This is a genomic window from Sphingobium sp. WTD-1 (assembly GCF_030128825.1).
Lineage (GTDB): Bacteria > Pseudomonadota > Alphaproteobacteria > Sphingomonadales > Sphingomonadaceae > Sphingobium.
In genome coordinates this window covers 1,140,829-1,159,761 of record NZ_CP119127.1, presented here as the reverse complement: position 1 = coordinate 1,159,761, position 18,933 = coordinate 1,140,829, and the positions used below count along the sequence as shown (strand labels likewise).

Genomic DNA, 18,933 nt, shown 5'->3' with positions numbered 1-18,933 from the left:
CGAGCGATTTCGCTCCACCGATATACGGCCGGCGATGCTTGCAATGTGGTCCGATCGGCCCAAGCTGGCAGCAGGGAGAGCGCGCGATGACGAACATGCTGACCGCCGTCGCCAGGGGCGGCGAAGGGATTGAGGGGATCGCGATCCACAGCGTGCCGATCCCGGTTGCGGGGCCGGGCGAGGCGCTGGTTCGGCTCAAGGCGGCGACGCTCAATTTCCGCGACCTGATCATCGCCCGCGGCATGATGGCGGGGCTCGCCAAGGAACCCGACTATGTCCCCCTGTCCTGCGCCACCGGCGAGGTGGTCGCGGTCGGCGAGGGCGTATCGCATGTGAAGCCGGGCGACCGGGTCAATCCGATCTTCGCGCTGGGCTGGCTGGAGGGGCGACAGCCGAGCATGGCGATGCTGGGCGGCAGCACCGACGGCGTCGCCCGCCAATATGCGGCTTTCCCGGCCGAGAGCCTGTGCATCGTGCCGGACACGCTCGGCGATCTGGAGGCGGCGACTTTGACCTGCGCCGGCCTCACCGCCTGGAACGCGCTGTTCCTGCCCCGCCCGATCCAGCGGGGCGAATGGATCTTGTGCCAGGGCACGGGCGGCGTCTCGATCGCGGCATTGCAATTGGCCAAGGCGGCTGGCGCCCATGTTGCCATCACCTCCTCCTCCGACGCGAAGCTGGCGCGCGCCCGCGCACTGGGTGCCGACATCAGCGTCAATTATCGGTCCGATCCCGACTGGCCGGCGGCGATCCGCCAGGCGCTGGGCGGACGCGGTGTCGACATCGTCGTCGATGTGGTCGGTGCCAGCCAAGTCGAAACCGCCGCATCGCTGCTCAACCCCGGCGGGGTGATCGCCGCGATCGGCATGCTGGGGTCCGAGTTCAGCTGGCACCTGGCCGATGTCGGCGGCCATCCGGTCGCCCGCATCTCGGTCGGCAACCGCGCCGAGCATGAGGCGATGCTGGCCTTTTGCGCGCAACATCGCATCCGACCGGTGGTCGATGCGGTCTATGACCTCTCCCGTCTGGCCGATGCCTGCCGCCATCTGGAAAGCGGCCAATTCTTCGGCAAGATCGGAATCAACCTCCTCTAGATGCTGGAACGGACGCATGGACAAGAATGAAAAGGCGCGCGAGGCGGCCGAGCGCGTGCTGCAACTGGAGGCCGAGCTGGAAGCGGAGGGCGATGCCCGGACCGGCGGCGACGAACTCGCCCATTCGCGCGCAGTGCTGCACCAATGGGTCGATACGGTGGTCGCGGTCGTGGCCTCGCCGGGGGTCGGTCGCGTGACCCTGATCCACGCCGATGGCGGCCAGACCAAGATCGCCTCGCCCAGCCTGCCCTTCCTGCTCTCGCGTCCGGCCCGGTTCGATGCGCAGGATGAAAATACTCCGCCCGACGCGGGTTGAAAGCGGCGGGCGGCTTCCTATCTCTGAATGGTCCCGGCCAGCCCCCTCAGGCCGAGACATCTTACCAGGCCCCCGGCGCACCCCCCCCGCGTCGGGGGCAATGGTTTTCCGGGGCTATTCCCTTCCTTCGTTACTGATTGTCCAGCCCCGCCGCATGGCGCGCGGCGATATAGCCGAACACCATCGACGGCCCGATGCTGGCGCCCGCCGCGACATAGACATTGCCCATCACCGACGCGGTGGTGACGCCGGTGGCATAGAGGCCGGGAATCGGCGCGCCCGCGCCATCGACCACCCGCCCGCGTTCATCGGTGACGACGCCGCCATAGGTGCTGACATCGCCCGGCACGACCGGCACGGCGTAGAAAGGCCCCTTCTCGATCGACCCCATGGAGCGTTCCGCGGAAAAGGGATCGCCGACGAAGCCGCAATTGTCATAGGCGCGCGCGCCGCGATCAAAGTCGCCATCCTTGCCGGCCGCGACGAAGCCGTTCCAGCGCGCCACCGTCGCGGCCAGGGTGGCGGGATCGGCGCCGATGCTGGCCGCCAGCCCCTCGATCGTGTCGGCGCTGTGCAGATAGCCGCTTTCCACCCAGCCTTCGGGAATCGCCTTGTCGATGAAGCGACCGGCGACGGCATAAAGTTCGACATATTGACGGTCCAGGATCGCCCAGCTCGGCACCGCCGGCACCACGGCGTTCCGCCGGACCATCGTCTCGCAATACAGCTCGTAGCTGCCCCCTTCATTCATGAAGCGGGTGCCGCCCTGATCGACCAATATGGCGTGCGGCTTGCCGGTCATCGATTGGGCACCGGGCGCGACATAGCCCTGGTCCCAACCGGGCGCGGGGGTCAGCTGATAGCCGACCATCTGGTCCATCTGCGCCAGCCGGCCGCCGATCCGCTCCAGTTCCTGCTGCATCTCGCCGGTGTCGCCCTCGGGCGTCTGCGACCATTCGGCGCGAGTGCCGGGCATGTAGCGGTCGCGCATCGCCTGATTGCGGGCAAAGCCGCCGGCATTGACCAGCACGCCGAGCCGCGCGCCGATCCGCCAGGGCTTGCCGTCCTTCACCGTGACGACGCCGGTGGCGATGCCCTCCTGCACGATGATCTCGCCTACCGGCGTATCGGTGCGGACATCGGCGCCGGCAGCCAGCACGGCTTTCAGCATCCGTCCCTGCAGCGCGGCCCCGGCGGTGGTATATTTGCGGCCCAGCAGCTTGTCGCGAATGGTGCGCAGCGCGATCTTCGCCATCAGCTTGCCCGACGCCTTGTTGGTGCGGCGATGGCCCTGCGCCTCCATCCCCTCGACCAGCGTGACGTTGAACTCCGCAAAGCCCTGGCGCAGCCGATCGGCCCAGTCGCCCAGTTCCTTGCGGTTGAAGGGCCGCGCCACCACGGTGCGCGACGTCTTGCAGCCGCCGGGCTGCTCATCATAATAATCGGGCCAGAAGGTCGAACCGCGTTGCAGCGCGACCCCCTGATCCACCAGGAAATCGACCGCGCGCGGCGCCTGCGTCACATAGGCGAGGCGCTTCTCGCGCGATGTGCCGGGGGCCGGATGGCCATCGAGCGCCTGCAGCGCGTCGAGATAGGTCATCGCCGCTTCGGCACTGTCCGCCTCGCCATCGGCTGCCATGAAGCGGTTGGCGGGAATCCACATGACGCCGCCCGACTTGGCGGTGGTGCCGCCGATCTTGTCGGTCTTTTCCAGGATGACGACCGACTTGCCGGCCTGGCGCATGACCAGCGCCGAACTCATCGACCCGGCGCCGCTGCCCACGACCACCCAGTCGAATATCTCGTCGAACCCGTCCATGCGCCGCTCTCCCTTTTCTGTGCGTCCGGGCTATCGTGCCGGGGCGATGATGGGGAGGGCGGAGCCACGCTCATCGCCACGGCGACGTTCGCGCCGCGCGGCGCCATGCTAGAGCAGGCCGCAAGGAGAGACGCATGAGCCATGACCTGCCCGATTATCGCACCATCCTGCTGGAGCGGCGGGGGCGGCTGTTGGTGATGACGCTCAACCGGCCGGACGCGCTGAATGCGGTCAATCTCGACCTGCACGACGAATTGCCCGAGGCACTGGCCTTTGCCGGGCGCGACAATGGCTCGGACGTCGTGCTGCTGACCGGCGCGGGCCGTGCCTTTTCGGCCGGTGGCGACATCGCCCATATGGAGCATAATGCCGCCAATCCGCATCTGTTCGATCATGAGGCGCGGCAGGCGAAGCGGATCGTGTCCGCCCTGCTCGACATCGAAAAGCCGGTGGTGTGCCGGATGAACGGCCATGCCGTCGGCCTGGGCGCGTCGATCGCCTTGCTGTGCGACATCATCTTCGCCGCCGAGGGGGCGAAGATCGGAGACCCGCATGTCGGCATCGGCCTGGTCGCCGGCGATGGCGGCGCGGTCATCTGGGCACAGCGGATCGGCCTTGCCAAGGCGAAGGAATATCTGCTGACCGGCGAATTGCTGAGTGCGGCCAGGGCGGCGGAGATCGGCCTCATCAACCATTGCCTGCCGGCCGACGAGCTGGACGGGGCGGTCGATGCCTTCTGCGCCAAGCTGCTGGCCGGGGCGCCCAATGCGATCCGCTGGACCAAGATATTGACCAACATGGAATTGAAGCGGATCGCCGGCACCGTGATGGAAGCCGGCATCGCCTATGAATCGCTCAGCGTCCGCACCGCCGACCACCGTGAAGGCATCGCTGCGCTGAAAGAGAAGCGGACACCGAAGTTTACAGGGCGATAGAGGCGCCGGGGCGCCCCTTCGCTACTCCACCACCACACGCACCCGACCCAGATTCTGGATGCGGGCATAGGGGGTGGCGGCGTCGCCCTTGCGCTCCGACGCGATGCGCAGCGCGGGGAAATAGGTGCCGGGCGCAGCGAAGCTGTGGCGCGTCGTCAGCGTCAGGCTGCTACCCGAACCGCCGGGCAGCTTCGCCTTTTCGGCAAAGGCGCCGCTGCCGTCGAAATCCCATTCCGCAGACACGATCCGGCCGGTGCCCGGCGGCACGCTGATGGTCGCGCGGAAGGTGACGGCCGTGCCCGGCTTCACGACGGCTTTCGCACCGCCATTGGCGGTGACGCTCGCGATCGGCTGGATGCCGCCCCGTGCCGCCGCATCGGCCGGCACGATCACCTGGCCATTATCGATGCGATAGGCGGTGTTGGCGGGCGGAGCCACGCCCTTTTCCACCCAGGCGGAGAGGTCGCGCAGCGCCTGTTCCAGCACGCCCAGATAGCTGACCGTACGGGTCGGGTCTTCCTGATGGCTGCTGTCGCCGTGCAGCGCATGGTCGGTGAACCAGATGCGGAAATTCTGGTCGGCGCCCGCGCCCTGCGCAGCGATCACCCGCTGGCGATACCAGTCGCCCTGCCAGGGCATGGCTTCGCGATCCCAGAGATTTTCGACCAGGATCATCTTGCCCTGAAACTGGCCGGTCATCGGCGGCTGGCCCATCGGCTTGCCGGTGGTCGCGGCGGTGAAGAGCGGGCCGAGCAGGAAGGGCCGCTGGGGATAGAGCGGCTTGCCATCGGCCCCGCGAAACTGGTCCCATACCGGATAGCCGGCATTAGCCGGCGGCACCTGATGCCAGTGATAGGTTTCGGCGGCCAGGAAATTGCTGTTGTCGACCCGCACCTTGTCGCCAGCCTTCAGCAGGTCGACCACGGCATCGTCCACCACGCCCAGGATCACGACATCGCCAGCGATGCGGTTGATCGTCAGCCGCTTGCCCTGTGCCGCGCCCGACCCGACGATCAGGTCGCCGCCGACGAAATAGGTCTTGGGCGGCGAGCTAGACAGGCGGAAGGCGACGATGCGCTGCGCCGCCCGGCCCTGCAGCGCGGCAAAGGCATTGTCGACATTGGCGGCGCCATCGGTGATGCGGGTATCGAGCTTCAGTTCGGCCGCCTGCGCCGCGCTGATCGGTGCAGCGATGGTCGCGTCATGCTGCAGCCGATAGCCGTCGAAACTCTTCGGGTCGTCATGGCCGAGATAGCCCGGCTTGGTCCAGAAATCGGTGAAATAGCCGGCATCGGCCATCACCATCCCGCCATAAAGGGCAGCAAAGCCGTGGATGCCCATCGTCTTCCAGCCGAACCAGCTCGGCGTCGGGAACCCCATCGCCGTCACTTCGCGCAACACCGATGCCTGTTGCGGCGTCAGCCCGGCATAGGGATCACCCGAGCCGCCCGGCTCGACCGCGTCCAGTATCTGCGGGAACTTGTCATTGAGCACCCGCATCGCCCGCATCCGCACGGAGAACATGTTGGGCGGTGCCATCGGCGATCCGAGCACATAGGGGACGACGCCGTCCCATACGCCGGTCGTATTCTCGATCGACCCGACCGTGCGGAAGCCGCCGCCGCTGCCGCCAAAGGCATAGCCATAGGGGCGCTTGCCGCCGTACATCTGCTGCGCGACGACGCGCGAATAGCGGGCCGATGCGGCATTGGCGCGATAGGCGGCGATGGTGAAGTCATTGGGCTTGCCCGGCATGCCCACCTGGTCGCGGCCGCCGCCATTGGTCTCGACATAATAGCCGCCCGACGCGATCGAGAAGCCGATATAATTTTCCTCGCCATCGATCAGCTTCTGCGCCAGATTTTCGTCATCAGGCACCGGGGTGATGTGCTGGAAGAAGCGGCCCTGATACTGTTTCTTTTCGGGGAAATAGAAGGAGAAGCGGGTTTCCGTCCCCTTGAACCCGCCATGGACATAGCGGTGCCGCACCGGTGCATCGCGCCATTCGTCGATATCGATATAGGGCTGGATGAAGAGCGGGTCTTCGGCGGCGCTTGCCGGGGTCGTAGGCGCGCCGCCCTGCTGCGCCCCCGCCATGCCGGCCATCAGTAGCGCTGACAGGGCTGTCATGCCCATTGCAATCGATCGACGCATCGCTTCCTCTCCCTTTTTGCCGGTTCAGGCTGCTGCCTCCAGCACCGCCCTGCCAGTCCGTTCGTCCCAATGATCCGCGTCGCCGCCGAGCGCGCAATTAAGCATCGCGCGCTTCAGGAACAGGTGACAGGGATGCTCCATGGTGAGGCCAATGCCGCCATGGAGCTGGATCGCCTCTTCCGCGACCAGCCGATAGACGGCGCAGGCCAGCGCCTTGAGCGCGCCCAGTGCGGTGATATCGGTCTCGGCCTGCTGCGCCCGGCTCCAGAACAGCGCGTCGGCCGCGCTCAACTGGGTGCGCATGTCGGCGACGCGATGCTTGAGCGCCTGGAACAGCGCCAGCGGCCGGTCGAACTGCTGCCGCGTTTCCAGATAGGCGACGGTCATCGCCAGCGCCGCCTCCGCGCCGCCCAGGCTGTCGCCCGCCAGGCAGAAGAGGCGCAGCGCCTCGATCCGATCGGCCAGCGCGCGGGCGGCATCGCCCTGCGCCAATGTGAGGCCGGGGCCTTCAAGGACGACATCGAACAGGCGACGGCTCTTGTCCCATCCGGCACGATAGGTGACGGCAACCTGCTCGGCCGGCACCAGCGCCACCCGATCGGCCGTGACGTGCAAAATATGGCTGGCGGTATCGGCATCGGGCACGCAGGTCAGGCGCTCAGCGCCATCCAGCCCACCCGCCAGCGACGCGGTCATCACCTCGCCGGCCATGGCGTCAGCGATCAGCACGTCGCGCTCGGCCAGATCATCGGCCGCCGCCAGCGCCTCGATCGTCAGCATCTGCGCCAGCACGGGGCCGGGCACCAATGCCTTGCCCATGCCCTGATGGATGACGCCCGCCGCCTCGCGGCCGAGGCCCAGGCCGCCCAGTTCCTCCGGCACGCCCATCATCAGCCAGCCCATCTCGGCGATCAGCGCCCAGCTCTGCGCCGCATCCGGGGCCAGATCGCTCTGGCCGAACGCCTTGTCGGCCGCATCCTGCACTTCCGCGCGGGTCATGGTCATGCCGCGCCCTCCTTCAAGGTCCAGCTTTTCGGTTCGCGCGGCATGCCCACCAGCCGTTCGGCGATGATGTTGCGTTGCACCTCGTCGCTGCCGCCGGCGATGGTCCAGGCATAGCTATTCATGAAATCGGCCATCCAGTTGCCGGTCTCCATGCCGCCGCCAAAGGTGATCGGGCTGTGATATTGCGCGTCGATGCCACCCAGCCGAATCCCAAGCGCCGTGAACTCCCGCAGCGTGCGCGAATAGGACAGCTTGACGATCGACGCGTCGCCGACCCGCTCGATCCCGGCGATGCGGTTGGCGAGGAACTGGTCGGCGACGGCGCAGGTGGCGTCCACCTTTGCGCTCAACCGGCCGAAGTCGCGCGCTATGCCCTGATCGTCCTGCCGGCCCTGCGCGCGGATCAGGTCGGCGAGCCGCCACAAGGCGCCACGCAGCCGGGCGCTCAGTTCCAGCAAGGTCAGGCCACGTTCGGACGAGAGGGTGGATTGCGCCACCGCCCAGCCCTGCCCCTCTTCGCCTAACCGGTCGCTGACGGGAATCTCGACATTGTCGAGGAACAGCTCGGCAAATTCCTCGTCACCGTGAATCTGATGGATCGGCCGCGCGGTAACGCCCGGCGCCTTGAGGTCGAGCAGCAGATAGGTGAGGCCGGCCTGTTTCGGCCCGTCATTGCTGGTGCGCACCAGCAGCAGGCATTTGTCGGCAAACTGGCCCATGGTCGACCAGAGCTTCTGCCCGTTGACGACATAATGGTCGCCGACCCGCTCGGCGCGGGTACGGACATTGGCGAGGTCCGATCCGGCATTGGGTTCGGAAAAGCCCTGGCACCAGATTTCGCCGGCCAGGATGCGCGGGATCAGCAGCGCCTGCTGCTCCTCGCTCGCCCATTCGAACAGGGTGCAGGCGGCATGATAGGTCGACATGAAGGATAATAGCAGCCGCGGCGTATCGGCGCGGGCCAGTTCCTCATAAAGGATCTTCTGTTCGGCAAGCGAACGGCCGCCGCCGGGCCATTGGGCGGGCCAGTGCGGCACGGCATAGCCGCCCTCGACCAGCTTGGCGAACCAGTCGCGCTGGATTTTCAGGAAAGCGGCCTCGCTGCTGCTGCGCTCGCGCCAGCCCTGCGGCGCATTGTCGGCCAGCCACTGGCGCACTTCCTGCCGCAGCCCGTCGAGCGCGTCGGTCAAAGCCTGCCCCTCCATCCCGTTCCGGTTCCTCTCATGCCCGACGCTAGGCCCAATTGCGCCCTCCCTCGCAAGATGGCGGCCGGCGATATCCCCAAGGCGATGGCGCTAGATCGCCACCTCTATCATGTCGTCGACGATGCGGACGGGATAGGTGGCGATCGGTTCGCTCGCCGGGCCGGTCAGCGGCGCGCCGGTCTCCAGGTCGAACCGGGCGCCATGGGCCGGGCAGGCGATCCAGCCCAGGCGAATGCGACCGCAGGCAAGCGGTTCGTCGGCATGGGAGCAGAGCGCGGCAATGGCGTGGATCTGCCCGTCGCTGTTGCACAGCAGGATAGTCTGGCCGTTGAGGGTGACGGCCCTGGTCTTGCCCAGCGGCACCGCTTCCAGGGGGGCTGCCATTTTGAAATCGCGCTCGCTCATGCCCGAAAGCTGCCCAAGCCGGTGGAGCGCGGCAAGGCCCGGCCCACGCCCATCACCGGGGCGTTCTCTTGCCCGTTGCCCTGTCGCGCCGCGCTGCTCTTAAGTATCGCATCCCTGTTCGGCAGGGGATGCGTGGACCGATGGATTTTGAATGGACGCAGGATGAAGAGGCTTTTCGCCAGCGGTTGCGCGATTTTCTTGCCGCGACGCTGCCGGAGGATTGGGAGCGTTTCTCGCAACATGGCCCGGCCTCCCCGGCGCTGACCGACTATGCCCGCACTTTCTGCGGGCGCCTGGCCGACGAAGGCCTGCTGACCCCGCATTGGAGCAAGGAGATTGGCGGCCAGGGGCTCGATCCCTGGCACCAGACCATATTGGCCGAGGAAATGTGGATCGCGGGCGAACCACGCGGCGGCCAATATATGAACGTCAACTGGGTGGGACCGACGCTGATCCGCTACGGCTCGGAGGCGCAGAAGGCGCGCTATCTGCCCGCCATCACCGGCGGCCGCGCACTCTGGTGCCAGGGCTTTTCCGAACCCGGTTCCGGCTCCGACCTCGCCTCGCTGCGCACCCGCGCGATCCGCGACGGCGACGTCTATCGCGTGTCAGGGCAGAAGATATGGACCAGCTATGCGGGCCTGGCCGACACCTGTTTCCTGGTCTGCCGCACCAGCGACGATCGCAAGAAGGGCATTTCCATCCTGCTGGTGCCGATGGACACGCCCGGCATCACCGTGCGGCAAATCCCCTCGCTGATCGGCGAAGGCGATATTCACGAAGTCTTCTTCGACGATGTCGTCGTGCCGGTGGAGGCGCGGCTGGGCGAGGAAGGCCAGGCCTGGGAAATTATCGGCTATTCGCTGACCAATGAGCGGCTCGGCATTCCCCGCTATGCCCTCGCCCGCGCCGCGCTCGACCGGGCAGTGGCGCTATTGCAGGCCCAGGATGAATTTGCCGGCGAAGCGGTGCGGATCGAGGCGGCCCATGCCGCCGCCCTGTGCGAAGCGGCGCGGATGGCCAGCTATGCGATCGTCGACCGCCGCTGCCGGGGCGAGGCGATCGGTGCCGAATCCAGCTCCGCCCGCTTCGCCACGGTGATGGCCGAACGGCGCGTGTGCGAATTCATCGTCGAATATCTGCCGCAGGCGCTGGCCGACGCCCATCCCTATCTCAAAATGCACCATCAGCGCGGCATCGTCGCGGGCATCGCCGCCGGCGCGGCGGAAATCCAGCTCAACATCATCGCCACCGATGTGCTCAAACTGCCGCGGGAGCCGCGCTGATGGACCTGTCCCTGACCGACGACCAGATCGCGATCCTCGATGCGATCGACACGCTGACCCGGCCCTATGCCGGCGCGACGCTGCATGAGGCGGGCTTTGCCCTTACCAGTGACGCGCTCGACCGTGACCTGGCAGAGGGCGGCTTCCTCGACATCGGCTTCGATCCCGATCTGGGCGCGATCAGCGCCGCCCTGGTGGTCGAGCGATTGGCGCGCCTGCCCCAGACGGTGGAAGCAGCCGCCAGCGCCCTCATCCGCCCGCTGCTCGGCGATACGACGCCACGCCCGCTCTGCCTGATGGAAGAAGGCAAGATGCATCGCCCGGTCCGCTTCCTTGCGCCCGGCGCGACGGTGCTGCTGGTCGGGCCGGACCGCGTGCGCAACTTCATCGCCGGCCCCGAGCATGTCCAAGCCGAACCGGAAGCCCTCTACGCCTATCCAATGGGCAGCCTGATCGCCCAGCCGGAAGACCTGACCGATCATGATGTGTCGGCCGACGACATCCGCACCCGCTGGCGCGTCGCGCTGGCGGCGGAGGCTGCGGGCCTGCTCGCTGCGGCGCTCGACAGCACCGCCACCTATGTCACCGATCGCCAGCAATTCGGCCGCCCGCTCGCCACCTTCCAGGCGCTGCGCCATCGCCTGGCCGAGGCGCAGGTGCGCGCCAACGGCCTCTATTGGCTGGCGATGAAGGCGGCCGCCACGCTCGATGCCGGCGACGCGGCGCTGGCGGCGCTGCACGCGCAGGAATCGGCGCGCAGCTGCGTCTACGACTTTCACCAGTTCCTCGGCGCCATGGGCATGACGCTGGAGCATCCGCTGCATCTGTGGACCTATCGGCTCAAGGCGCTGATCGGCGATCTGGGTGGACGCGGCCGCCAGGCGCTGGACGCCGCCGACGCGCTCTGGGGTTAGGCCAGCTTGGGCTTGATCTCCTCGATCACCCAGCGGGCATAATCCTCATATTCGCTGATGCTGCGCACCGCCGGGATCGGCACCGAACTCATGGTGACGCCCAGCGTCCCGAACCAGCCGAGCCGGTCGATGATCTCTGGCGCGGTCATGCCCGGCCGGGCGCGCGGATCATCGACCACGGCATGGCCCTCGCCGACCCGGCTGGTGGCAAAGCCATACATCACGTCGAACGGACGGCCGTCATAGCCGGGCTGCGACTTGATGAAGTCGATCTTCGCCGGGATATCCTCGGGCTTGGTCAGATAGGGCCACCAGCCGCTGGCATGGCGCGCGGCGCGCCTGAGCACGGCGTCGGCTTCCCCGCCCATCCAGATCGGCAGATGCGGCTGCTGCACCGGACGCGGCGCAAAGGCGACATCGCGGAAGGACACGAACTCGCCCTCGAACTGCGGATCGTCGCTGGTCCACAGCTCGACGATCGCGGCCAGATATTCGTCGCACATCCGCCCGCGCTGGTGGAAGGGGACGCCGAGCAGGTCGAACTCCTGCTCCAGCCAGCCTGCGCCGAAGGTCACCATAGCCCGGCCGTCCGATAGCCAGTCGATCGTCGACAGCGCCTTGGCGGTGATCGCGGGATGCTGCAGCGGCAGGATCGCGATCGAGCTGTTGATGCGGATGCGACGGGTCGCCCCGGCATAATAGCCCATCGCCGCATAGGCATGGAAATGATGCGGTCCCGACAGGTCGACATGGGCGCGCGGAATCAGAAAATGTTCCGGCACGCTGATCATGTCGTAACCCAGATCATCGGCCAGCCTGGCCAGCCGCGTCTGGTCCGCGCCCGTGACCGACAATTCCCAGGGCTGCATCGTCGCCTTCAGCTCGATCAGCCGCGGCATGCCGAAGGCGAATTTCATGACCCCGCCTCCCGCCGGCTCAGAAGCCCAGGTCGAGCACCGGCCCGTCGAAATTGCCGGCCAGCTTCTGTGTCGCCGCGCTCAGCTTATCCATGGGTTCATGCCGGATATAGCCGTCGATGATCCGCTGATAATTGCTGATCAGCCCTTCGATCACCTTGGACAGGCGCATGAAGTCGAAGCCCTCTGCATGCAGCCCCTTCTGCTGCAGCGGGATGTTGGAATAATCCTGGCGCGGGATCATCGGGAACTGGTCGCTGTCATAGGGCAGCATCACCGGTTCCATCACCACCGGCGGCTCCTGTCCTTCGGGGAAATGGGTCAGCGACCAGAGTTCGAACATGCAGCTTTCCGGGCCGAGCGGGCGGATGCGATAGGCTGCCATGCTGGATAGGAAGGGCAGCAGGAAATAGTTGGGGAAGATGAATTCCACCGACTTGACCGGGGTTTCCACCGCCAGCTTGTTGAGATCGGGCGTGGGTTCGCCGCGCGCCTGCCCGGCCTGGGTCACGCAATGATTGACCATGCCGAACCAGTGCATGATCGCCTGTTGCGGGTCTTCGGGCAGGTCCACATCGATCAGGGTGCGGGCGACGGCGACATCCTTGGCATGGCACATGCCCGCCATGCCGTCGCTCAGCAGCTGCATATGCTCGACCTGGTCCTCGATATTCTCCTTCATCGACCGGTTGGGATTGATCGGCACGCCGATCCCGCCCGTGTCCATGCCGTACATCATGTTGTAGAGGATCGGCACCTTCTGCTGCAGTTGCGGGTGGGTGCGCATGACATGATAGCCTTCCATGAAGGCTTCCATCGCGACCTTCCAATTGGCCGGCAGCACCGTGCCGAAACACCATTCGGCGCGCATCTTGTCGGCATTATAGGCGTCGAGCCCCACCGCGAGCGGGCCGAGCTGTTCACGCAGTGACGGCGCCTCATCATCGAAATTGATGAAGACGCAGCCCATCTCGATCTCGGTGCGGCACGGGCGCAGGGCCAGATCCTGCTCGTCCAGCTGATGCTCACTGAACATGTGCCGGCCATAGACGAATGTATTCTTGCCCTCGATATTCCAGCGCCAGCCATGGAAGGGACAGATGAAGCCCTTGCCCTTGCAATTGCCATGGCTGCCCTCGGTCAGCGGCACGCCGCGATGGCGGCAGGCATTATGATAGGCGCTGATCCCGTCCTTGGTCCGCACGATGATGACGGACTTGCCCAGGTTGTTATATTCGATCCAGTCGCCGACCTCCGGCACCTGCTCCACGCGGCAGGCCATCTGCCAGACATGGGGCCACAGTTCCTCGCATTCGCGGCGATAGAAATCCGCGTCATAATAGCGTGCCGTGGGAATGCGCTCGGGATCGCTGATTTCCAGCGGGAAGCCCGCGCGCGTCATTTCAGCAGCCTCAACCATGCCATGCCTCACCCAGATTTCTTGCTTGGATGAAGTGGTAAAGGCTGGGCTGGGGAGCGCCAAGGCAGCGCCCCAACCCATCGCCCTACCGATGGACCGCCACCCCCAGTTCGTCCAGCACTTCGCGGCTGTGCGCGCCCAGTTCCGGCGCGCCGCCCGCGACCCGGCCCGGCGTCTGCGAGAACCAGGTCGGCACGCCGGGGAAGCGCACCGGCCCCTGCGGCGTCTCGACCGTCTCGAAAAAGCCGATGGCGTTGAGATGCGCATTGTCGAACAGTTCGTCGGTAGTGCGCAGCGGCGCGGCGGGGATATGCAGCGCCTCCAGCAGCTCCAGCCACTCCTGCGTCGTCCGCTCGGCAAAGGTCTCGCCCAGCAGGCCATAGACCCGGTCGATCTGCTTCGCGCGCTTGGCCAGCGTGTCGAACTCGTCGGTCGCCCAGGGCGGGTTCACCGCCGCGACGAAGGCGTTCCAATGCTTGTCATTATAGACCAGCGCGGCGACATGGCCGTCCTTGGTCGCATAGGGCTTGCGGTTGCGGGCGACGACGCGGTGATAATGGGCCGGCCCCAGCGGCGGATCAAACAGCATGCCGCTCGCATGTTCGGTCAGCATGAAGGACGCCATGGTCTCGAACATGGAGACTTCCACCTCCTGCCCCTCGCCGGTGCGCTCGCGGTGGAACAGCGCCATCATCGTCGCATAGAGGCCAGTGAGGCCCGCCACCTTGTCGGCGATGATCGTCGCCATGAAATCGGGCTTGCCGGTCATCAGTTGCTGCAGGTGCGGAATGCCGCATTCGGCCTGGATCGTGTCGTCATAGGCGGGCTTGTCGCCGTCCGGCCCGCGCCGGCTATAGCCATAGCAATTGGTGTAGACGATGTCGGGCCTGATCGCCTTCACCGCCTGATAGTCGAAGCCCAGCTTGGCGATCGCCTTGCCGCGCATCGAATGGATGAAGACGTCGGCGGTGGCGATCAGCGCGCGCAGCGTCGCCTTGTCGCCCTCCTGCCGCAGGTCCAGCACCAGGCTGCGCTTGCCGCGATTGACGTTGGTGAAGACGCCGCCCAGCTCGGGCGTCGGCCCGGCATTGATGTAGCGCGTCGCATCGCCGGCCGGCGGCTCGATCTTGATCACGTCGGCGCCCATGTCGGCCATGATCTGGGTCGCATAGGGGCCGAACACCATCGCCGTCAGGTCCACCACGCGGATCCCGGCCAATGGCCCTTTAGGCATGTGCGTCGCGTCCATCATCCTCTCCCCATAACTGCCTTGGGGCTAGGCCAAGGGCGCGGCGAAATCCACGCGCAACCCCTTCGCCCCACCGATATGTAGGGCCGCCCGATTGTGCGCGCGGGAGGCCGGATGATACCCGCAGGCGATCATCCAGACGCCAGCAGAAGGCCCCCAGAGACGTGGATTTTGCCCTGACCGAAGACCAGAGGAACATCCGCGACGCGGTGTTCCAGCTCTGTGCCCTGTTCCCCGACGATTATTGGCTGGAACGGGACAAGGATGCCGTCTTTCCGTTCGATTTCCACCGGGCGATGGCCGATGCCGGCTGGCTGGGCATCGCCATGCCCGAAGCCACCGGCGGCGCGGGCCTGGGCATTACCGAGGCTGCGATCATGGTGCAGGCGGTGGCGGAGGCCGGCGGCGGCATGACCGCCGCGTCCAGCATCCACGGGCCGGTCTTCAGCCTGGAGCCGATCGCTCTGTTCGGCACGGCGGAGCAGCAGCAGCGCATGATCCCGCCGATCATCTCGGGCGCGGAGAAGATGTGCTTTGCCGTGACCGAGCCCAATACCGGGCTCGACACGACCAAGCTCAAGACCCGCGCAGAACGGGTCGAGGGCGGCTACCGCGTCAATGGCGAGAAGATCTGGATCACCAACGCCCATGTCGCCGACCGGATGATGCTGCTCGCCCGCACCACCCCGCTCGATGAAGTGAAGAACAAGACGCAGGGCCTGTCGCTCTTCTTCACGAAACTGGATCGCAGCAAGATCGAGCATCAGTTGATCCCCAAGATGGGCCGCCACGCGGTCGGCTCCAACATGCTGTTCATCAACGACCTCTTCATCCCCGAGGAGGATCGGATCGGCGAGGAAGGTCAGGGCTTCAGGATCATCCTCAAGGGGCTGAACCCGGAACGCATATTGCTCGGCGCCGAAGCGATCGGCATCGGCCGCAACGCGATCCAGCGCGCCGCCCGCTATGCCCGCGAACGCATCGTCTTCGACCGGCCGATCGGCATGAATCAGGGCATCCAGCATCCGCTCGCCAAATGCTGGATGCAGCTGGAGGCGGCCAACCTGATGGTGATGAAGGCCGCCACTTTGTTCGACAAGGGCGAGGATTGCGGCGTGGAAGCCAACAGCGGCAAATATCTCGCCGCCGAATCCGCGTTCGAGGCCTGCCATACCGCGATGCTGACCCTGGGCGGCATGGGCTATGCCCAGGAATATCATGTCGAACGACTGCTGCGCGAAGTGCTGATCCCGCGCACGGCCCCGGTCAGCCCCCACATGATCCTCAATTTCATCGCCGAAAAGGTGCTGGAATTGCCCAAATCCTATTGAGGCGAAAACGATGACGCTGCCGATCAAGATGCGCTCCTGGCTGTTCGCGCCGGGCGACAGCGAGAAGAAGATGGCCAAGGCGGCGGACAGCGCCGCCGACATCGCGCTGTTCGACCTGGAGGATGCGGTCGCGACCGAAAACAAGCCGCTCGCCCGCCAGATGGTGCATGATTTCCTCGCCGCCCGTAGTGAAGGACGCGAGCGGCTCTGGGTACGGGTCAATCCGCTCGACGGGCCCTATACGCTCGACGATCTCGCCGCGATCATGCCGGCGCGGCCGGGCGGCATCATGCTGCCCAAAGTCTATGGCCGGCAGGATGTCGAACGGCTCGACCATTATCTGACCGCGTTCGAGGCGGCGCATGGCATCGAACGGGGATCGACCCCGCTGATCGTGCTGGTCACCGAAACGGCAGAAGCCATGTTCCATACCGGCGACTATAAGGGCGCGCCGCGCGTGGTGGCGCTGACCTGGGGCGCGGAGGATCTGGCCGACTCGATCGGCGCCAGTTCCAACCGCAATGCCGATGGCAGCTATGGCTTCACCTATGAACTGGCGCGCTCCATGTGCCTGCTGGGCGCGGCCACCGCCGGCGTCACCGCGATCGAGACGATCCAGGGCGACTTCCGCGATCTCGACGGGCTGAAGGCGCGGGCCGAGAAGGTCCGGCGCGACGGCTATCGCGGCATGCTGGCGATCCACCCGGCGCAGGTCGATGTCATCAACGCCGCCTTCACCCCGACTGAAGAGGAAATTGCCGAGGCCCAGGCGATCGTCGACATCTTCGCCGCCAATCCCGGCGTCGGCGCGATCGGCTACAAGGGCGGGATGCTCGACCGGCCTTATCTCAGCCGCGCCGAGCAGTTGCTGCGCCAGGCCGGGGCCTTGTGATCGACCTCACCCCCTATCTGCGGCGCGGCGACCGCATCGTCTTTGGCCAGGCCTGTGGTGAGCCGGTCAGCCTGGTGAGCGCACTGATCGAGCAGGGCGCCGGGATCGGCGACCTGTCCGCCTTCATCGCCACCAGCTTCTCGGGGCTGTTCACGCCGGACAGCGCCGACAGTTTCCGCCTTTCCTCCATGGGCGCGATCGGCGCGCTGCGGTCGATGACCAAGGCCGGCAAGCTGCAGGTCATCCCCATCCATGTCAGCCAGGTCGCGCCGATGATCACGGCCGGCATCATCGGCTGCGACGTGGCGATGATCCAGCTCAGCCCGGCCGACGCCGACGGCAACCATAGCTGCGGCCTGATCGGCGACTATGTCCGCGCCGCCGTGGACAAGGCGCGGGTGGTCATCGCGGAGATCAACGAAGCGGTGCCCTATGTGCCGGGCGAGCTGATCCCGGCCTCGGCCATCGACGTCGCCATTCCCGTGACGCGCCCGCCGGTCGAGGTGGCGCCGGCGAAGATCAGCGAGATCGACGAGGCGATCGCCCGCCACTGCGCCGCCTATATCGGTGACGGATCGGTAATCCAGACCGGGGTCGGCGCGGTGCCAGACGCGATATTGCGGCTGCTGGGCGACGGGCTGGTGGAACTGGCGGAGGCTGGCGTGCTGACCAACGCGCGCAAGGAAATCGACACCGGCGTCTCGATCAACGGCGCGCTGATCGGCACCCGGCGCCTCTATGACTGGGCGCACAATAATCCCGCGATCCGCATGTGCGCGACCAGCTATACCCATGACGCTGCCGTGCTGGGGCGCTTATCCCGCCTTGTCACCATCAACAGCGCGCTGGAGGTGGACCTCACCGGCCAGGTCAATGCCGAACAGTCGGGTGCAGCCTATCTCGGCGGCACCGGCGGCCAGGTCGATTTCGTCCGTGCCGGCGCCCGTTCGCCCGGCGGCTGCTCGATCATCGCCCTTTCCGCCTCGGCCAAGGGCGGAAGCCTCAGCAAGATCGTGCCCAGCCTGTCCGGCCCGGTCACCACCGCGCGCAGCGATGTCGACATCATCGTCACCGAATATGGTGCGGCGGAACTGAAAGGGCAGACGCTGGCCGAACGCACCCGCCGCCTGATCGCCATCGCCGACCCGGCCTTCCGCGAGGAACTGGAGCGGGCGGCCCATATCATCCAGCAGAGGGGGTATTGATGCCCGAAGCGCAGACCGACGCAGTCCTGTTCGAGGCGCGACCCGACGGCATCGCCATCCTCACCATCAACCGCCCCGACCAGCGCAATGCCCTGGGCCGCGACGTGCGCGAGGGGCTGCGCGCCGCCTGGCAACGGTTCGAGACTGATCCGGCGCTGCGCGTCGCCATCCTGACCGGCGCGGGCGACAAGGCCTTCTGCGCGGGCGGCGACCTCAAGGAAATGGTCGACACCGGCATGACCGTGCCGCCGCGCGCCATGTTCCCGCTGCCCTATGACAGCATCGAACTCAGCAAGCCGACGATCGCGGCGGTCAATGGCGTCGCTTTTGCCGGCGGCTGGATGATCGCCCAGGCCTGCGACCTGTGCGTTGCCAGCACGGCCGCGCGCTTCGCCATTACCGAGGTGAAGGTCGGGCGCAGCTCGCCCTGGGCCGCGCCGCTGATTCACATGATCCCGCAGCGGATCATGATGGAGATCATCCTGACCGGCAAACCGATCACCGCCCAGCGCGCTTATGAGATCGGCCTGGTCAATTGCCTGGCCGAACCAGAGGCGCTGATGCAGGCGGCGCTCGATCTGGCAGCGGAGATTTTGGAGGGTGCGCCCTTGTCGGTGAAGGCGGGTCGCGACACGGTGATGCTGGCGACCGAGATGGGCCGCGCCGCCGCGCTACAGGCCGCCCGCGCCGCCTCCGAACATGCCTATAACAGCAAGGACGCGCAGGAAGGGCCACGCGCCTTTGCCGAAAAACGCATGCCGCAATGGACCGGGCGCTAAGCTCGAC

General features: G+C 66.4%; 17 protein-coding genes. 9 read left to right on the top strand and 8 right to left on the bottom strand.

The window, feature by feature from the left end; genetic code table 11:
• Window positions 1–86 precede the first annotated feature (86 nt).
• Window positions 87–1,094, top strand: a complete 1,008-nt coding sequence (locus N6H05_RS05705) for a zinc-dependent alcohol dehydrogenase family protein (RefSeq protein WP_284113050.1) — start codon at window positions 87–89, stop codon at window positions 1,092–1,094.
• 16 nt (window positions 1,095–1,110) lie between these two features.
• A complete protein-coding gene (locus N6H05_RS05700) occupies window positions 1,111–1,410 on the top strand; it encodes a hypothetical protein (RefSeq protein WP_284113049.1) in 300 nt (99 codons plus the stop codon).
• Between the two features lie 130 nt (window positions 1,411–1,540).
• Here N6H05_RS05700 and N6H05_RS05695 read toward each other — a convergent pair whose 3' ends face one another.
• Window positions 1,541–3,229: an FAD-dependent oxidoreductase gene (locus tag N6H05_RS05695; RefSeq protein ID WP_284113048.1), complete on the bottom strand. Its 1,689-nt coding sequence runs from the start codon at window positions 3,227–3,229 to the stop codon at window positions 1,541–1,543.
• Window positions 3,230–3,363: 134 nt separating this feature from the next.
• Between N6H05_RS05695 and N6H05_RS05690 the strand changes: the two genes are divergently transcribed.
• Window positions 3,364–4,164: an enoyl-CoA hydratase/isomerase family protein gene (locus N6H05_RS05690; protein WP_284113047.1), complete on the top strand. Its 801-nt coding sequence runs from the start codon at window positions 3,364–3,366 to the stop codon at window positions 4,162–4,164.
• A 21-nt stretch (window positions 4,165–4,185) separates the two neighbouring features.
• On the opposite strand, the gene N6H05_RS05685 is transcribed toward N6H05_RS05690, so the two are convergent.
• The 4 genes from N6H05_RS05685 to N6H05_RS05670 form a co-directional block, all read right to left on the bottom strand.
• Window positions 4,186–6,318: a hypothetical protein gene (locus N6H05_RS05685; protein WP_284113046.1), complete on the bottom strand. Its 2,133-nt coding sequence runs from the start codon at window positions 6,316–6,318 to the stop codon at window positions 4,186–4,188.
• A gap of 24 nt (window positions 6,319–6,342) precedes the next feature.
• Entirely contained in the window at window positions 6,343–7,323 is a 981-nt protein-coding gene (locus tag N6H05_RS05680; protein WP_284113045.1) for an acyl-CoA dehydrogenase family protein, read from the bottom strand.
• Window positions 7,320–8,528: an acyl-CoA dehydrogenase family protein gene (locus N6H05_RS05675; RefSeq protein ID WP_349666212.1), complete on the bottom strand. Its 1,209-nt coding sequence runs from the start codon at window positions 8,526–8,528 to the stop codon at window positions 7,320–7,322. Before N6H05_RS05675 ends, N6H05_RS05680 begins: the two co-directional genes overlap by 4 nt.
• Window positions 8,529–8,618: 90 nt before the next feature.
• On the bottom strand, window positions 8,619–8,933 hold the full coding sequence (locus N6H05_RS05670; protein WP_284113043.1) for a Rieske (2Fe-2S) protein: 315 nt from the start codon (window positions 8,931–8,933) through the stop codon (window positions 8,619–8,621).
• A 140-nt stretch (window positions 8,934–9,073) separates the two neighbouring features.
• Here N6H05_RS05670 and N6H05_RS05665 point away from each other — a divergent pair, with 140 nt between their 5' ends.
• Both N6H05_RS05665 and N6H05_RS05660 read left to right on the top strand, forming a co-directional pair.
• The gene (locus N6H05_RS05665) at window positions 9,074–10,219 is read left to right on the top strand and encodes an acyl-CoA dehydrogenase family protein (protein WP_284113042.1); all 1,146 of its coding nucleotides are present in this window, start codon (window positions 9,074–9,076) and stop codon (window positions 10,217–10,219) included.
• On the top strand, window positions 10,219–11,133 hold the full coding sequence (locus N6H05_RS05660; protein WP_284113041.1) for an acyl-CoA dehydrogenase family protein: 915 nt from the start codon (window positions 10,219–10,221) through the stop codon (window positions 11,131–11,133). The genes N6H05_RS05665 and N6H05_RS05660 overlap by 1 nt, the downstream gene beginning before the upstream one ends.
• Here N6H05_RS05660 and N6H05_RS05655 read toward each other — a convergent pair.
• The 3 genes from N6H05_RS05655 to N6H05_RS05645 all read right to left on the bottom strand — a co-directional run bounded on the left by N6H05_RS05655 (window position 11,130) and on the right by N6H05_RS05645 (window position 14,719).
• Window positions 11,130–12,050 carry a TIGR03619 family F420-dependent LLM class oxidoreductase gene (locus tag N6H05_RS05655; RefSeq protein ID WP_284113040.1) on the bottom strand — a complete coding sequence of 307 codons (921 nt, stop codon included), beginning with the start codon at window positions 12,048–12,050 and terminating at the stop codon, window positions 11,130–11,132. The two genes, N6H05_RS05660 and N6H05_RS05655, sit on opposite strands and share 4 nt — an antisense overlap.
• 19 nt (window positions 12,051–12,069) lie before the next feature.
• On the bottom strand, window positions 12,070–13,452 hold the full coding sequence (locus N6H05_RS05650; protein WP_284114177.1) for an aromatic ring-hydroxylating oxygenase subunit alpha: 1,383 nt from the start codon (window positions 13,450–13,452) through the stop codon (window positions 12,070–12,072).
• Between the two features lie 103 nt (window positions 13,453–13,555).
• The gene (locus N6H05_RS05645; RefSeq protein ID WP_284114176.1) at window positions 13,556–14,719 is read right to left on the bottom strand and encodes a CaiB/BaiF CoA transferase family protein; all 1,164 of its coding nucleotides are present in this window, start codon (window positions 14,717–14,719) and stop codon (window positions 13,556–13,558) included.
• A gap of 164 nt (window positions 14,720–14,883) precedes the next feature.
• Between N6H05_RS05645 and N6H05_RS05640 the strand changes: the two genes are divergently transcribed.
• The 4 genes from N6H05_RS05640 to N6H05_RS05625 are packed head-to-tail and all read left to right on the top strand — an operon-like array spanning window position 14,884 to window position 18,926.
• A complete protein-coding gene (locus N6H05_RS05640) occupies window positions 14,884–16,050 on the top strand; it encodes an acyl-CoA dehydrogenase family protein (RefSeq protein WP_284113039.1) in 1,167 nt (388 codons plus the stop codon).
• A gap of 10 nt (window positions 16,051–16,060) precedes the next feature.
• Window positions 16,061–16,942, top strand: a complete 882-nt coding sequence (locus tag N6H05_RS05635; RefSeq protein WP_284113037.1) for an HpcH/HpaI aldolase/citrate lyase family protein — start codon at window positions 16,061–16,063, stop codon at window positions 16,940–16,942.
• Window positions 16,939–18,147, top strand: coding sequence for an acetyl-CoA hydrolase/transferase family protein (locus tag N6H05_RS05630; protein WP_284113036.1), 1,209 nt, complete (start codon window positions 16,939–16,941; stop codon window positions 18,145–18,147). The genes N6H05_RS05635 and N6H05_RS05630 overlap by 4 nt, the downstream gene beginning before the upstream one ends.
• Window positions 18,147–18,926, top strand: a complete 780-nt coding sequence (locus N6H05_RS05625; protein WP_284113035.1) for an enoyl-CoA hydratase/isomerase family protein — start codon at window positions 18,147–18,149, stop codon at window positions 18,924–18,926. Before N6H05_RS05630 ends, N6H05_RS05625 begins: the two co-directional genes overlap by 1 nt.
• Window positions 18,927–18,933 lie beyond the last annotated feature (7 nt).

Bases quoted from the DNA above. Each gene is read 5' to 3' on its own strand.
- N6H05_RS05705 (WP_284113050.1), top strand. From the start codon at position 87: ATGACGAACATGCTGACCGCCGTCGCCAGGGGCGGCGAAGGGATTGAG.
- N6H05_RS05700 (WP_284113049.1), top strand. From the start codon at position 1,111: ATGGACAAGAATGAAAAGGCGCGCGAGGCGGCCGAGCGCGTGCTGCAA.
- N6H05_RS05695 (WP_284113048.1), bottom strand. From the start codon at position 3,229: ATGGACGGGTTCGACGAGATATTCGACTGGGTGGTCGTGGGCAGCGGC.
- N6H05_RS05690 (WP_284113047.1), top strand. From the start codon at position 3,364: ATGAGCCATGACCTGCCCGATTATCGCACCATCCTGCTGGAGCGGCGG.
- N6H05_RS05685 (WP_284113046.1), bottom strand. From the start codon at position 6,318: ATGCGTCGATCGATTGCAATGGGCATGACAGCCCTGTCAGCGCTACTG.
- N6H05_RS05680 (WP_284113045.1), bottom strand. From the start codon at position 7,323: ATGACCATGACCCGCGCGGAAGTGCAGGATGCGGCCGACAAGGCGTTC.
- N6H05_RS05675 (WP_349666212.1), bottom strand. From the start codon at position 8,528: ATGGAGGGGCAGGCTTTGACCGACGCGCTCGACGGGCTGCGGCAGGAA.
- N6H05_RS05670 (WP_284113043.1), bottom strand. From the start codon at position 8,933: ATGAGCGAGCGCGATTTCAAAATGGCAGCCCCCCTGGAAGCGGTGCCG.
- N6H05_RS05665 (WP_284113042.1), top strand. From the start codon at position 9,074: ATGGATTTTGAATGGACGCAGGATGAAGAGGCTTTTCGCCAGCGGTTG.
- N6H05_RS05660 (WP_284113041.1), top strand. From the start codon at position 10,219: ATGGACCTGTCCCTGACCGACGACCAGATCGCGATCCTCGATGCGATC.
- N6H05_RS05655 (WP_284113040.1), bottom strand. From the start codon at position 12,050: ATGAAATTCGCCTTCGGCATGCCGCGGCTGATCGAGCTGAAGGCGACG.
- N6H05_RS05650 (WP_284114177.1), bottom strand. From the start codon at position 13,452: ATGACGCGCGCGGGCTTCCCGCTGGAAATCAGCGATCCCGAGCGCATT.
- N6H05_RS05645 (WP_284114176.1), bottom strand. From the start codon at position 14,719: ATGGACGCGACGCACATGCCTAAAGGGCCATTGGCCGGGATCCGCGTG.
- N6H05_RS05635 (WP_284113037.1), top strand. From the start codon at position 16,061: ATGACGCTGCCGATCAAGATGCGCTCCTGGCTGTTCGCGCCGGGCGAC.
- N6H05_RS05625 (WP_284113035.1), top strand. From the start codon at position 18,147: ATGCCCGAAGCGCAGACCGACGCAGTCCTGTTCGAGGCGCGACCCGAC.